General features: G+C 37.4%; 11 protein-coding genes and 1 pseudogene. 8 read left to right on the top strand and 4 right to left on the bottom strand.

Going from position 1 to position 14,859, the window contains the following annotated elements; translation table 11 throughout:
• Positions 1 to 126 precede the first annotated feature (126 nt).
• The gene (locus MHI22_RS05915; protein ID WP_340811364.1) at positions 127 to 2,733 is read left to right on the top strand and encodes a cation-translocating P-type ATPase; all 2,607 of its coding nucleotides are present in this window, start codon (positions 127 to 129) and stop codon (positions 2,731 to 2,733) included.
• 45 nt (positions 2,734 to 2,778) lie between these two features.
• Here the strand turns inward: MHI22_RS05915 and MHI22_RS05910 are convergent, their stop codons facing one another.
• Positions 2,779 to 3,255, bottom strand: a complete 477-nt coding sequence (locus tag MHI22_RS05910; RefSeq protein ID WP_058844181.1) for a DUF3231 family protein — start codon at positions 3,253 to 3,255, stop codon at positions 2,779 to 2,781.
• Positions 3,256 to 3,350: 95 nt separating this feature from the next.
• Positions 3,351 to 4,013, bottom strand: coding sequence for a cupin domain-containing protein (locus MHI22_RS05905; RefSeq protein WP_340809825.1), 663 nt, complete (start codon positions 4,011 to 4,013; stop codon positions 3,351 to 3,353).
• 1,039 nt (positions 4,014 to 5,052) lie between these two features.
• Here MHI22_RS05905 and MHI22_RS05900 point away from each other — a divergent pair.
• The 5 genes from MHI22_RS05900 (at position 5,053) to MHI22_RS05880 (ending at position 11,808) form a co-directional block, all read left to right on the top strand.
• Positions 5,053 to 9,150: a S8 family serine peptidase gene (locus MHI22_RS05900; protein ID WP_340811362.1), complete on the top strand. Its 4,098-nt coding sequence runs from the start codon at positions 5,053 to 5,055 to the stop codon at positions 9,148 to 9,150.
• Between the two features lie 491 nt (positions 9,151 to 9,641).
• On the top strand, positions 9,642 to 9,863 hold the full coding sequence (locus tag MHI22_RS05895) for a transcriptional regulator (RefSeq protein ID WP_340811361.1): 222 nt from the start codon (positions 9,642 to 9,644) through the stop codon (positions 9,861 to 9,863).
• Complete coding sequence (locus MHI22_RS05890; protein ID WP_340809134.1) at positions 9,860 to 11,119, top strand: Y-family DNA polymerase; 1,260 nt, start codon at positions 9,860 to 9,862, stop codon at positions 11,117 to 11,119. The genes MHI22_RS05895 and MHI22_RS05890 overlap by 4 nt, the downstream gene beginning before the upstream one ends.
• A gap of 13 nt (positions 11,120 to 11,132) precedes the next feature.
• Positions 11,133 to 11,465: a YolD-like family protein gene (locus tag MHI22_RS05885; RefSeq protein WP_058843639.1), complete on the top strand. Its 333-nt coding sequence runs from the start codon at positions 11,133 to 11,135 to the stop codon at positions 11,463 to 11,465.
• Positions 11,458 to 11,808, top strand: a complete 351-nt coding sequence (locus MHI22_RS05880; protein ID WP_036116956.1) for a hypothetical protein — start codon at positions 11,458 to 11,460, stop codon at positions 11,806 to 11,808. Before MHI22_RS05885 ends, MHI22_RS05880 begins: the two co-directional genes overlap by 8 nt.
• 163 nt (positions 11,809 to 11,971) lie before the next feature.
• Here MHI22_RS05880 and MHI22_RS05875 read toward each other — a convergent pair.
• A pseudogene (locus tag MHI22_RS05875) lies at positions 11,972 to 12,550 on the bottom strand (phosphotransferase enzyme family protein); the annotation flags it as partial.
• On the opposite strand from MHI22_RS05875, the gene MHI22_RS05870 reads away from it, so the two are divergent.
• Both MHI22_RS05870 and tnpA read left to right on the top strand, forming a co-directional pair.
• On the top strand, positions 12,545 to 12,799 hold the full coding sequence (locus MHI22_RS05870; RefSeq protein ID WP_340811360.1) for a hypothetical protein: 255 nt from the start codon (positions 12,545 to 12,547) through the stop codon (positions 12,797 to 12,799). The pseudogene MHI22_RS05875 and the gene MHI22_RS05870 overlap by 6 nt on opposite strands.
• A gap of 265 nt (positions 12,800 to 13,064) precedes the next feature.
• Complete coding sequence (gene tnpA / locus MHI22_RS05865; protein ID WP_271912593.1) at positions 13,065 to 13,538, top strand: IS200/IS605 family transposase; 474 nt, start codon at positions 13,065 to 13,067, stop codon at positions 13,536 to 13,538.
• Between the two features lie 131 nt (positions 13,539 to 13,669).
• On the opposite strand, the gene MHI22_RS05860 is transcribed toward tnpA, so the two are convergent.
• Positions 13,670 to 14,146 carry a GNAT family N-acetyltransferase gene (locus tag MHI22_RS05860; RefSeq protein WP_340811357.1) on the bottom strand — a complete coding sequence of 159 codons (477 nt, stop codon included), beginning with the start codon at positions 14,144 to 14,146 and terminating at the stop codon, positions 13,670 to 13,672.
• Between the last annotated feature and the right edge of the window lie 713 nt (positions 14,147 to 14,859).

The raw sequence follows: 14,859 nt of genomic DNA, 5'->3' as shown, positions 1-14,859 counted from the left end.
CTCCAATTCTCTATGGAATAGATTGTTGTAGTTAATGAATTTACAGACTTGAGGAGTTTGAGATTTAAGTGTAAATACTACTTTTTAAAGGAAACCTTCAAATCTTGTAAATGGAAGGAGAACCCAATGACTGAATATCATCAACAATCATCTGCTGAAGTCATGAAAATATTGAACGTCACCACACAAGGCTTGACCGATGATGACGTCAAAAAAAGACAACAAATCTATGGCTATAATGTATTAGAGGAAGGGAAAAGAACAAGTACATGGGCTGTTTTCATGGGTCAATTTAAAGATTTATTGGTCATTATTTTACTCGTTGCGGCCTTCGTTTCCTTTCTACTAGGAGAAGTGGGAAGCACCATTGTGATTATGATCGTGGTCATTTTAAATGCTATTTTAGGCACGGTGCAGCATGTGAAGGCAGAGCAGTCACTAGATAATCTGAAAGCATTGACCTCTCCGATTGCCAAAGTCATGCGTAATCATCAACTAGTGGAGATTTCTTCTGAAGAAATTGTGGTAGGCGATCTTCTGATGTTGGAGGCAGGCGACTACATCAATGCGGATGGCAGGCTACTGGAAAGCCATAATTTACACATCAATGAAAGCTCGCTCACAGGCGAATCGATTGCTGTAGCAAAAAGTACGGACCCTATTCGGAAAAATAATGTAACGATTGCGGATAAGAAAAATATGGTGTATTCAGGAAGCTTTGTGACTAATGGACGTGGCATCGTGATGGTTACTGCGATCGGAATGCAGACCGAAATCGGAAAAATTGCGAATTTACTCGATACGGCCAAGGAGAAGAAAACACCATTACAAATTAGTCTTGATCAATTCGGTGAAAAATTAGCACTAGGCATTACCCTAATTTGTTTAGCTATTTTTACGATTGACCTTATTCGAGGAAGGGCCTTAGTGGAATCCTTTATGTTTGCTGTATCCCTTGCTGTTGCAGCGATCCCAGAGGCATTGAGCTCCATTGTGACCATTGTATTAGCTTTTGGCACCCAGAAAATGGCGAAGGAAAATGCGATCATCCGCAAGCTTTATGCTGTTGAAAGCTTAGGAAGTGTATCGGTTATTTGCTCTGATAAAACGGGTACCTTAACCGAAAATAAAATGGTCGTACAGGAAGTTTTCGTCGACCAGAAAAAGATTCTACACGATTGGCTGAATCCAACGAACCCAGTGGAAAAAGAGCTGATGGTAAAAGCGCTTCTATGTAGTGACGCTGTCGAGCGTGAGCAAAAAGAAATTGGTGACCCTACAGAAATTGCCCTCGTGAAATTAGGGAAACAATATGGTTTAGATGAATTGACAGTTCGCGAGCAATATCCTCGACTGGCTGAAATTCCATTTGATTCAGCGAGAAAGCTCATGAGTACTGTTAATCAGATGGACAAGCAACCTATCATGATTACTAAAGGGGCTTTAGATGTACTTTTACCAAAAGTGACACGAATCAAAACAACAACTGGTATTTTTGAGATGACTGCGCAGCATCGCCAGAAAATTGAAGCAGTGAATCGTGATTTTTCTATGAATGGTTTAAGGGTGTTAGCTATTGCTTATAAGGAGGTATTGCCTCTACAAAAAGTCGATACAAGAGCTGAACGAGATTTAATCTTTGTTGGCTTAGTAGCGATGATGGACCCTCCAAGAAAAGAGTCGAAAGAGGCTGTGGAAAGCTGTATAAAAGCAGGTATTAAGCCCGTCATGATTACAGGGGACCATAAAATTACAGCAACAGCTATCGCTCAACAAATTGGTATTTTACAAAATCCAGCAGAAGCTATAGAAGGACATGCACTCGAAGGTTTAACCGATCAAGAGCTACAAGAAAAAATACATGATTATTCTGTGTATGCTCGTGTTACACCAGCACAAAAAATTCGAATTGTCAAAGCCTGGCAGGATAAAGGGCATGTTGTCGCCATGACAGGGGATGGTGTCAATGATGGGCCAGCCCTGAAACAAGCCGATATTGGTGTAGCAATGGGCGCGACAGGCACAGAAGTTGCGAAAGATGCCTCGTCCATGATTTTAACTGATGATAATTTTTCGACGATTGTCAAGGCAATTGCTAATGGTCGTAGCATCTATACGAATATTAAAAATGCCATTCTGTTTTTATTATCAGGAAATGCGGGTGCTATTTTTGTCGTGTTATATGCCACTGTTTTAGGCTTACCTGTTCCTTTCGCACCTGTGCATCTATTATTCATCAATCTATTGACAGATAGTCTACCAGCAATCGCAATCGGTTTAGAGCCAAATAATAAGAAAACAATGAAGGACAAGCCTAGAAATATTCATACTCCTTTATTAAATAAAGCCTTTACAACACAAGTAGTGCTTGAAGGTATATTAATCGCCATTTCCACCATTATTGCGTTTCAAATCGGTTTATCGACAGGTGATACGTTAACAGCCAGCACAATGGCCTTTACCACATTATGCCTATCAAGATTAGTGCATGGCTTTAACTCCAGATCCAAACAATCAATCTTTGCTATTGGCGTATTTTCGAATAAATATACTTGGCTTGCCTTTATCATCGGTGTATTTAGCTTACACATTGTCTTGTTTATGCCAATGCTCACAATAGTTTTTGAAGTAGCTCCATTAACGACAGCTCAGCTAGGCTTTATTTATAGCTTATCGGTATTACCATTCCTAGTGAACCAATGGTATAAGCTACTGTTCGTGAGAAATCGATAGTAGGTCAAAAAAGAAGCTTCCGTTAGATAAAACGGATGCTTCTTTTTAGCTTTGAGGTGCTACTATCCAACCTTTACGCTTACTGAGGTCAATCAATTTTGCCCCTAATAGTGCATAACGCATATGAAGTTCACCATATTTAGTTAAGTGGAGCTTTTTTACTGACAAATCCAGTGCTTGGCTTACAGCAATTAAAGATGAGGCAATATTCATGGATAAAATAGCACTAATTTCGCCATCATTAATAGCCGATTTTCCACGAAGATCCGTTAGTTTCATCTTACTGTACTCGATTGCTGTAGTGGGTGCCAACATGCCATTTTCCTTTAATAATAATGTCAACTGCTTATTTTCCTCTTTTAAACATTGAATAAACTCCAAGATCATGATTTTTAAATGTTTATCACGTGTATGCTTAAAAAAGGCATGGCTTGAAGCAATATAGCTTTGATTGACACCAAGCTGTGACCAAAGCTTGAAAATTTCCTTAAATTGTAACGATGCTAGATTGTCCTTTATCATTATGGCACTTCCTAACTCTTAGTTTATCTAAGATTAGGATGGACAGGAAATGACATTCTATTCATCTTTTACAATAAAAGTTTACTAACGAGCCTTTAATAATAGGTGCCATAAGGAGACATGTGAGGATTAGGGTAGCGATATGGATAAGGGTATGGACATGGCTTCATGTAGTGCTGCGGTATTGTTTGTTTTGACGGAGTTTGATCGGTTGCTGACTGGACACGATGACAGCCTTTTGGTGGTCCGATATAAGTGGATGGAACAATCGGTGCAATTGTTTTCTTCCATTGTTCTTCATCTAAACAATACGTATGCGCCATAATATTTGCTGGTGAAAATTTCAAGATATCGGAACCTAAAATGACCTCTGGCGTTGGTGCATCAAAAATCGCAAGTAAATGAGTATTATCTTCTGTTGCTATTTCATAATGCCACCAGCCCTGCGGTATATTGGCAACTTGCCCAGGTCTAATGGGATAGTTTTGTATTTTCTTTGTAAAGGGATTCAAGATGGAAACCGTCGCTGCCCCAGCGATACAATAGACGAGCTCAGCGGCATTTTGATGGTAGTGTGGCTCAACGATATTTTCTTTACTCAAAAAAATATCGAGTAAAGATGTATTTTCTACTGTATTTAATTGTTCCACACTAAGAATATTAATGTAATTTTGTGAATCCTTTTTAAAAAGCGTACTTTTATTAACATCAAAAGTGAATTCTGTAGAGGGAGAGGTATAGTCGATATTTGAGCTAATACTTACATCCTTTCTCATGAAAGTGGGATATTCATCATCATAGATTATGTTTCAACAGCATATAGGCTTACACAGATGCCTAGAGAGCAGCTACGGAACGTATCTTTTTAAAAATTAGCTAAAATTACCACCTCTAATTAAGAATGTATGTACGTGTAAAGAAAAGTAGATATTTGTTCTTTTTATATAAAGTATTGTAAATGTGTAAAAGGCATATGCAGAGCTGTAAAGGGGCGTTCAACAGGAAAGAATCGGTAGCGTCACCAAATCGTCCATATGATGTAGATAGAGAAATCAGGTGCCATTACAAAAAGGTGTGTAAAAATCATCAACATAACAGGTGAATCTTTTACTTTACAAGGCAAGAGGGGTGTACGTTTCCTATAAACAATATTTTAGCCATGCTGCCCATTTTACAGCGAGAGTCTAAGGTCATAAAAGATATTTTTTATATTGATGTGGAATGTTTTTATATGGAGTAGTTATAGTATTCTATGGATATTATAACTGCTCTTTTTTTACCTATACACCTCTTCTATGATTCACCTATCCAATCATGAAATTTACACTGCTCTTATAGGGCATAGAAGGAATCTAGATAAACAAAATACCGTTCTTATTACTGTAAAACTGATGCACTTGATCCACAATCTATTAGCAGGCGGCCTTTTTAAAACAGTCGCTGGCTATTTTAATTTCCTAGATTACATATAAACCGACCCTTCCAATCCCTCCTTTTACAGCCCTCCTAATTTTCTATAAGCAACTACATCACTGACTGTATCTGCCACTGATGCCTTGATGGGGTTAATTGGAAATATTATGAATTACTGTGAGTTATTTATGGTTTGAAAGTTCTGTTTTTTTATACAATTACTAGGAAAATAGATTTAATCTATTTTTCATAAATTGATACAAATTATCAATATTTCAGAATATTTAAATATTCCGATTCTCGAATTAGTTCCATTGTGATAAATTGGAAATATCACACTAAACTGAAAAGTGTGACAATTAAAGGAAGAGGAGGAAATGAGATTTGAAAAATTTTAAGTTTATGAAGTTTTTAAGTAGTATTCTAGTTTTCGTTATGGTGCTTTCTCTATTAGTTCCATTGTCGAGTGCTAGTGCTGAAGAATCGAAACCATTCAAGCAAGATAGTCAAAGTGAAAGTATAATTCAACTAAAGGCGGCTATTGCTGAACAGCTAAGCTTGTCTAAAGATGGTCCAACCCTCCATGAAAGCTTAGAAAATGTATCAGGCAATCAAAAGGTTGCAGTCATCGTTCATTTATCCGAAAAGCCTGTTGCATTAGAGCAAGGAATAAGTGAAGTCAAAGGCCGAAAATTCTCTAATGCCCAAGCAAAAGAAGTTCGTTCCAATGTAAAAGTACAACAAGCAGAAGTTAAAAAAGAGTTAGCTATTAAAAATGTGGAGATGACTCAAGGTTACACATTTGATACTGTTTTAAACGGTTTCGCAGCAACTGTGAAGGCAAAGGATCTCCCAAAACTGCTTACAGTTGATGGAATTACATTAATTGAACCTGATGCAATTGTTTACGCATCAGAAGATAATACGATGAAATCATCGGAACTTATGAAGAAAGATTCAGTAGAAGCTCAAATGAATACAAGTAATTCTTTCCTTGGTATCGAACAGCTTTGGAAGGAAGGAATTGAAGGACAAGGAATAAAAGTAGCAGTATTAGATACTGGTATTGATGCAGATCACCCTGAATTCGCTGGAATTTATAAAGGCGGAAAAAACTTTATTCCAAATTCCTCTACTTACACGAAGCCTCGAGCAGATAACGATGCATCGGAAACATTACCTTCAGAGCGTCCAGTCGGGACACCTGAATTTAATGAAAAAGGAAGCTCGTTCTATACTTCTCATGGTACACATGTTGCTGGAACAATTGCAGCAATCGGCGCTAACGAATTTGGTATTAAAGGAATTGCGCCAAAAGTAGACCTTTATGCTTACCGTGTTCTTGGAGCATACGGAAGTGGAGCTACATCTGGTATTGTTAAAGCAATTGAAACTGCTGTAAAAGAAAAAATGGACGTTATCAACCTTTCACTTGGCGGGGGAGCCAATTCTGAAACGGATGCTGGTTCTTTTGCTATTAATAATGCAATGATGGCTGGAACAATCGGAGTAGTTGCAACAGGAAACTCTGGTCCAAATCGCGGAACAATGGGTACTCCTGCAACAGCTCGTTTAGGCATTGCTGTTGGTAACACAACAAATCCTGAAACAATGTATAACGGGGAAGTGAATGTTACAGTTGGCAATTACAACTTAACAAAACAGCTTCCATTAATGGGAACGACTTTTGGGAAAGATGTAGCAAAACAGCTTCAAGGAGAATTTGACCTAGTTGCTGTTCCTGGAAACGGAGAAGTAAAAGACTTTGAAGGAATTGATGTAGAAGGGAAAGTGGCATTGATTTCCCGTGGCGGTATCGCATTTGTTGATAAAATTGCGAATGCAAAGGCAAATGGAGCTGTCGCAACAATAATTCATAACTTTGCTGGCGGAACAAATGCACCGGACATTTCAGGCACATTCCTTGGTGATTCATTTGAATTTCTGCCAACATTCGACATGTCTCAAACGGATGGTAATGCAATTCGCGCTGCATTAGCAGGCGGAACTGGAAAAGTAAGTTTTAGTAAATTCGCTTCCACAAAGACACTGGGGGATGAGGTAAACTCTTCCAGTTCGCGCGGACCATCTACACCAAACTTTGATATTAAACCAGATGTAAGTGCACCTGGAACAAATATTATGTCAACCATTCCAATGTATAAAAAAGATTTCCCTGATGCAGATTATGGGGAAGCTTATGGTCGTAAAACAGGAACATCTATGGCAACACCGCATATTGCAGGTATTGTTGCATTAGTTAAACAAGCAAATCCTAGTTGGAACGCGTTCGATGTAAAAGTGGCGCTTTCTAATACAGCACAGGTTTTAGATACAACAAAATACGATGTGTTTTCTCAGGGTGCAGGGCGTGTAAATGCTTATGCAGCAGCTCATCCAGAAATTCTTGCCTATGCACTTGATAGCGCAATTTTGGATGGTACGGGTGCAGTTACAGAAAACTTGAAAGGGACAGTTACTTTCGGTCCACAATCATTGAAAGATCAGGATATTTCTGTAACGAAACAAGTTTTAGTAAAAGATATTAAAGGGAACGGCGGCAATTATAACGTATCGATTGATGTGACAAAAACATTTGGTGATGCAACTGTTACAGTAGATCAGCCGACATTTAATCTAGTTGGTGAGCAAGTGTTAAATATTACATTAACTGCTTCACAAGCTACGGCACCAAATGGCTCTGAAATATTAGGGTATATTTATATCAATGGAGGATCTACAGAAATTTCATTACCATTTGCAGCTGACTTAGGTGGCGAGGCAGTAACGGAAATTAAAGATTATAAGATTACAGAAACAGACCTATCCTTTAACGGCGATGGAGTGAAAGATTCAGCTGTACTTTCATTCACATTAACTGGAGACGTAACAACTAACTATATCGAGCTTTGGGATATTATGAATCCTGAAGGTGGAGAATATGAAGACGGCTACATTGGTTATCTACATGCAGGTACTGCGCTAGGAAAAGGCTCTTATACGCTAAATGTTGGTGGGCAGTACAAACCATGGGGATCAGAACCTGCCACAACGATTCCGGATGGCCTGTATACAATTGACTTCACTGGTCTTGCAGCATCAGGAGCAGTTTCCGATTATGTTGGGCCAATTGTCGTGAAAACGACTAAACCAGAAATTACAGGTTCAGTAGCTGATGGTGTCGCTACAGGACAGGTAACAGATAAGTATATCGACTACAATGAAGAGTTAGATTTATACGATTTAAATTACAATTTAAATGATAAATTAAAAGCTTCCTATATTTCGACGATAAATGGTGAAGTACAAGCACCAGTTCCTTTTGAATTAAATCAAGACGGTAGCTTTACATTCCCAGTAACAGCAGAAACTAATGCTGTATCAGTAAAAATTACTGACGCTGCCGGAAATGTTGGTGAAGCAAAGATATATGAAAATGAAGTAGTAACAGCACTTTCTGTAAATCCAACTGAGCTAGACCTAAAAGCTGGAGAAACTGCACAACTGACGGTAACAGAAACGTCAACGCCTGCAAAAGGTGATGCAACAGAGGAAGATGTAACTACAAAAGCTACTTATGTGGTTGGAGATGAAAACATTGCAACAGTAGCAAATGGATTAGTCACTGCAGTAGGTGAGGGCACGACTACTATTACTATTTCATATGGTGATAATAAAGTTACTGTAAATGTTACAGTTAAAGCACCTGTTGTAGAAGTAGTAACACTAGAAATTGACCAATCTCAGGTTGAAACTAGTATAGGTAAGGAAGTTGCCGTGAAGATTACTGAAGTAACTACTTTTGATGGGAAAACAACAGAAAAAGATGTTACAAAGCTTGCAACCTATGAAGTAGCGAATGATAAAATAGCTACTGTAAAAGCAGGGGTGGTAAAAGGAAAAGGTCAAGGTAATACGACGATTACGGTAACGTATGGTGAGCACACACTAACATTTGGTGTGTTTGTAAAGCAAGGTGATGACAACGGAAACGGAAACGGAAACGGAAACGGTAATGGAAACGGTAATGGAAACGGAAACGGTAATGGAAACGGAAACGGAAACGGTAATGGAAACGGAAACGGAAACGGAAACGGTAATGGAAACGGAAACGGTAATGGAAACGGAAACGGAAACGGTAATGGAAACGGAAACGGAAATGGAAACGGAAACGGAAATGGAAATGGAAACGGTAATGGAAACGGAAACGGAAATGGAAACGGTAATGGAAACGGAAACGGTAATGGAAACGGAAACGGTAATGGAAACGGAAACGGAAATGGAAATGGAAACGGTAATGGAAACGGAAACGGAAATGGAAACGGAAATGGAAACGGAAACGGAAATGGAAACGGAAACGGAAATGGAAATGGAAATGGAAACGGAAACGGAAATGGAAACGGAAATGGAAACGGAAATGGTAATGGAAACGGAAATGGCAATCATATAATAATGAAGTCACCGTGGATGATTTATAGTTAATTTCAGTTCAAGTAAAAAGAGAAATTGCACCTCGCAATTTCTCTTTTTACTATTATTTATAAAGAAGTCCCTTTTAAAAAATTATCTCCTACTAAACTAACTGTGACATATTCTTTCGAATTTTCTTGCCATATTTGATATAAATCAGTTCTTCTTTATTTCTCCCATTCATAGTTCACTTCTTGATCAAGATTTTTTTACCTATTCCCTAATCACAGATGATACAACATTTCCAAAAAGGGCTCACTGGCACTGATAGAATATCAATGCTAGATGGCTGCTTAGTTTTTTACAACTTTCTACTTGACAGGGATAAATTTGAGTACTTGGTCTTTTTCCAAAAATTGAACATTGCCAAGGTAAGAACATTCGTTCTATTATGTATACAAACAAATGTTCTTACGTAATATAGGTAAAAGGGAAAATCATTGTGCTAATAATAAATAACAATCATTTCAAAAAATTACGAGAGGCAATGGGAGGAAACTAAGATGAGAGAACAACTGATTAAAGCTATGCAGCATAAACAATTAGTGAATATGATGTATATAGCAAAAGATGGCTCCATAACAAAAAGGCGTGTAAAAGTCATTAAAATTGTTGGTGATTCATTCCAGGCGTTTTGTTTTACAAGACATGCAAAACGTACTTTTTTGATTGGGAATGTTCTAGCTGTTATTCCTTTTGTTAGTAAGGGACGTGAAGTTATATGAATTATGAGGGTATGCCCAATAGACCAATTATGTGTATCGATATGAGATGCTTTTATGCCAGTATCGTGGCGATGTTACATGGGCTAGATGTTTTAAAAACGCCAGTTGCCGTAGTAGCAAATTTTGACCAACCAGGTAGCGTAGTGCTTGCGGCATCACCATTGATGAAAGAGAAATTTAAAATCAAAACTGGAAGTAGACGTTATGAGATACCAAAACATCCTGACATTAGATTGTTTGAGCCTAAAATGAGTTTCTTTATTCAAATGTCGATGACGATTACTAAATTAATCTCTAATTATGTACCAGTTGATGCGATACATGTGTATAGTGTGGACGAAAGTTTTGTTGATTTAACTGGCACTGAAAAGCTTTGGGGTTCACCTGAGGAAACGGCTAAGGAAATACAAAGAGCTATTCTTGACCAATTTAATATACCTAGTGCAGTAGGTATGGGACCAAATATGTTAATAGCCAAATTAGCTTTAGACCTTGAAGCAAAGAAAACAGGTTTCGCTAAATGGACATATGAAGATATTCCAAAAAAATTATGGCCAGTTCAACCCCTTTCTGAAATGTGGGGGATCGGTAAACAGATGGAAGCAAATCTAAATGCTATGGGGATACAAACAGTCGGTGGTTTGGCTAATACAGATTTAAAAGAATTAGAAAAGCGCTTTGGTGTAATGGGCAATCAACTCTATTACCATGCATGGGGAATAGATCTATCCAAATTAGGGGAGCCGTTAATAACAAACGGAGCGTTAAGTTTTGGGAAGGGCCAAATGCTGATGAGGGATTACCATACACGTAAAGAAATCTCTGTAGTACTTCTTGAAATGTGTGAGGACGTAATGAAGCGAACGCGGGATGCAGGTTATGTTGGTCGTACAATTAGTATTGGTCTTTCTTATAGTCGAAACGCTCTGACCAAAGGATTCCATCGATCTAAAACAATTGCAGTACCGACAAGTGAAACACTTGTGATGTATAAAACTTGTATTGAATTACTGGATAAATATTTTACAGGTGAACCAACTCGGCAAATAGCTGTCCGAATATCCAACCTGGAAAGAGAGCATAGTATCCAATTAGATTTATTCGATGATCGTAAGCCACAGCGTCAAATAATCGGTCCTACAATGGATGCAATACGCAACAGGTTTGGAGCTACTTCAATATTAAGAGCAGTTTCTTTCACAAAAGCTGGGACGGCTATTAAGCGCGATCGCTTAGTTGGTGGTCATTTGGCATAGGAGTGATTTATTAATGATACAAGACAGAGGTCATATTAAATGGGCGTCGATGATGTTGCCGGAGCATTTAGAGCTTCTTAGAGAGTATAAACAAGAGCATCCAGAACAGCCAAGAGAATTGACTGAGTGGGAACTGGAAGAACTACAAAAAGCAATTGATCAAGCTTTTAATCAGCAATTGCACATAAAATTAGAAGTGTGGGAGGACTACAAAATCACACAATGGACTGGAATAATTAAATCGATTAATACTAATGAACTCATACTTGAAACACTACTTATAACGAAACGTATTCCAATTCAAAGTATTCAATCAGCTCAACTGGATGCTGATTATTATGATTAAAGCCAACGAAAGACAGTTACTGCATAAATATCTTTTGTTAGAGCTAGCAGTTAAATCATTACAGGTTGACTACTGTAGATTGGAGCAGTTTAAAATGAAAACGGTATTTCTTCCAATGATGGATTCATTGCTAAAGGATCTAAGACAGGAATATTTTCACCTCAAAGGAGAACTTGCACAAAAACGTATACGAGTAGTAGGCTGGCAACTAGTAGATGAATACTTTAGTGACGTACAAGTTGCCACTGCAGGTAATGATGTAGTACTTCGTTATGCAAATCAAGCTCTGAAATCACAGGTGGAAAAATTGTTGATGCATCATATACATGTAGCTTTAAAATAAAGATTGATTAAAGAAAATTTTTCCTTCATTTATCAGCAAACGTAAAAACACTCCATTTTGAAAAAATATTGATCAAAATGGAGTTAAGTATGAGATTTTTATTTGATTAATTAAATGAGCCTTATTCAACTAAAGCTCTGTTAGTTGAATAGACAAAATTCACCTAAATTTTCAGAAGGGAGTGTTTATGCTCAATTCTTATCCTGAAATGGTTCATTATTCGTATTTGTTCTTCAGTTAATTTTTCTATGTCCCAATACATATGCATTAAACTGTATTCAAAAATTTCCTTTAATTTTATAAATAGAGGGAGTTTTTCTAACATCTCTGATGATATAGAATTTTCTTCCTGATACCCTTCAATTATTGCGTTAGATATAGAACGACCATAGTCAACAATATTACTGTTTCCTACAAATGAATATTCCATCGCACTATAGATTGGAACAGCTAAATCAAATATATAGAAGTTTTTTTCGCAATCTTGAAAATCAATCATCGTAAAATTATTATGACTATCTACCAATATGTTTTCTAACCATAAATCACCGTGTATCAAACCATAATCTGACTGTTTTTTCGGAATATCCTTTATTGAGGATAAAACCTCATCTGCAATTTCTCTAATTATATTTTCTTCTTTAGGGATATATTTCAGAAAAGCATATTCTTCATTCTCATACCAATCGTTAATGTATTTAACGGTCTCTATATTTTCAAATGTTTTTGATAGGCGATGCAGGACCCAGATTATCCACTTTATGTGGCAAGTGTTGGGAATGAAATCATGTTAGGCCGGCAAGTAACAGAGACTCTAAGCAACAAGGCGATCGAAGCACTGGAAAATTTTTTGCTTGTCCCACTAAAGGACAGACACCCGCATCACTATCAGCAGTATTCTGTAGCTGATGCACAAATTGTACCACTGGATGAGCCTACTAGCGGGTTAGATGGGGCAAAAATGGGTGTAGCACATGGCAAATCAAAATAAATTTGTTTTTGTCATTACACATGATTAGGCTTTTATAGACATTATTTGTGATGAAGTGTTAGTTCTATAAGGAAAGGACCATAAAAATAGCAACGTCACTCATTTGAACAATGCAAATGAGTGACGTTTACTTTTGTGTGCTTTGAAAACCCCCTGCTATGCAGGGGGTTCCGGAAAGCTTTTAGCTATGGACAATAAAAAAACTCCAAACGTACAATAAAGTCAGGTCTAGTCAACCGACTTCGTACGAAAGGAGCCACCATAAATGGATAACAAAAGTTTAGCACATACAACGTGGAATTGTAAGTATCATATCGTCTTTGCGCCAAAGTATAGAAGGCAGATTATTTATAGTCAAATTAAAGCAGATGTTGGAAGAATATTGCGCCAATTATGTGAAAGAAAAGATGTAGAAATCATAGAGGCAACAGCCTGTCCTGACCACATTCATATGTTGGTAAGTATTCCACCGAAATTGAGTGTATCTGCGTTCATGGGTTATTTAAAAGGGAAGAGTAGTCTAATGATTTTCGACCGACATGCGAATTTAAAGTATAAATACGGTAATCGTCAATTCTGGTGTCGAGGATACTATGTGGACACAGTCGGCCGAAATAAGAAAAAGATACAAGAGTATATAAAAAATCAATTACAAGAAGATATCCTGCAAGATCAAATGACGATGAAAGAATTCATTGACCCATTCACAGGAGAAGAAATCAAGAGAAAGAAAAAATAAGTAAGCCGCTTTAGCGGTTTGTGTGAAAACGGAGTGCGGTTGGCAGACCATTCAGAATGTCTTTAGACATGGGCCAGTACCCCAGCGTTTCACGCGCAGAGCAAACCACCAGTTATACTGGTGGTTCTGATTCAAAGCGGCAAGTTCATAACGATTTGCTCACCAATAGGGCCTATTCTTCTTTCTCCGTGGTCCACAAAGCCAACTTTGGCATATAGATGCTGGGCAGCCGTGTTTTTATGATTGACAACTAACACCACTTCGTTACATTCTTTAAATTCCTGTTTGACAAAATCAGCTAGTGCAAACATAGCCTTTTTAGCATAACCTTTACCTTGCTGTTGATGATCGATAGACAAAGCGGTTAGTAACATTGCTTGGGGATTACTGGAATATTCTTTTACTCTATCCGTTGCATGAAGAACAAAAAAACCAACTGGCACATGATTACTTAAAATGACAATAGGATATTGTCCAACCTTTTCAATCGTAATTTCTTTTGGAAGGGCTGTAAACTGGTGTTGTTCTTCAGGTAGTTCAAAGCTGTTTAATTGCTCCACATAGTCTTCAGAGAAATGTACTAATTCAATGCTCGTTGTTGTTTGCATAAAAAAGCCTCCTTTTTTATTATTTTAACTACAGAACAAATGTTCGTCAAGGAGGCTTGTATAAAAATAATGCAAGTTTGGACTTTTTAACTTAATAAGTGACCGAAAAATAAAATGAAAGAAATACTAATAATCAAAATAAGTGTGATAACCATTGTCAATATTCCCCGAAGCAAGGTCGTTAAATTTCTTACATCTTTCATGCCCATAAGGCTAAGATAGAAACAGACAATGGACAAAAGTAGTGTCAATGTCAATGGATGAACATGAAGGTAGGTGTCAAAAAAGTTTTTCAATGTGCCTGATAGAAAAAATAGTAGGGTACAACCTAAAGAAAAAATAAATGACCAAAAGTTTAAATTAATTCCCATTGTTTCCCTCCTTCCTACAAAAACGAATTTGTCGTATCGATGTGCCAATGATTCCGTTTGATAGGGTAAAAGGATGAAACAAACAAAAGGGTAGGTGTAAAAGGAGGTCACTTGGACGAAAGTGACCTCAAGTACCATAAAGGAGTATAACGTAAAGTTGAAAGAACTTTACATTACTATTAGTATGCCTGAGCTAGTTGTTGAAGATAGTTATCTATCTCAGACACTAGCTTTTAATTATAAGTCCATATAAAAAAGCTAGAAAAACCTAAGAGAAGGCTGCGGGAAGTATTTCCTTGAAAAAGGCTTTAGCCTTCTATAAAGGAATAGAAGCTAAAAAAA

This window comes from Lysinibacillus sp. FSL L8-0312 (assembly GCF_038003285.1).
GTDB classification, from domain to species: Bacteria; Bacillota; Bacilli; order Bacillales_A; family Planococcaceae; genus Lysinibacillus; species Lysinibacillus fusiformis_D.
The sequence above is the reverse complement of the archived record's forward strand: the minus strand, read 5'-3'. Positions and strand labels throughout refer to the sequence as shown.

Coding starts and splice junctions, on each gene's coding strand:
- MHI22_RS05915 (WP_340811364.1), top strand. CDS start 127: ATGACTGAATATCATCAACAATCATCTGCTGAAGTCATGAAAATATTG.
- MHI22_RS05910 (WP_058844181.1), bottom strand. CDS start 3,255: ATGATAAAGGACAATCTAGCATCGTTACAATTTAAGGAAATTTTCAAG.
- MHI22_RS05895 (WP_340811361.1), top strand. CDS start 9,642: ATGAGAGAACAACTGATTAAAGCTATGCAGCATAAACAATTAGTGAAT.
- MHI22_RS05890 (WP_340809134.1), top strand. CDS start 9,860: ATGAATTATGAGGGTATGCCCAATAGACCAATTATGTGTATCGATATG.
- MHI22_RS05885 (WP_058843639.1), top strand. CDS start 11,133: ATGATACAAGACAGAGGTCATATTAAATGGGCGTCGATGATGTTGCCG.
- MHI22_RS05880 (WP_036116956.1), top strand. CDS start 11,458: ATGATTAAAGCCAACGAAAGACAGTTACTGCATAAATATCTTTTGTTA.
- MHI22_RS05870 (WP_340811360.1), top strand. CDS start 12,545: ATGCAGGACCCAGATTATCCACTTTATGTGGCAAGTGTTGGGAATGAA.
- tnpA (WP_271912593.1), top strand. CDS start 13,065: ATGGATAACAAAAGTTTAGCACATACAACGTGGAATTGTAAGTATCAT.
- MHI22_RS05860 (WP_340811357.1), bottom strand. CDS start 14,146: ATGCAAACAACAACGAGCATTGAATTAGTACATTTCTCTGAAGACTAT.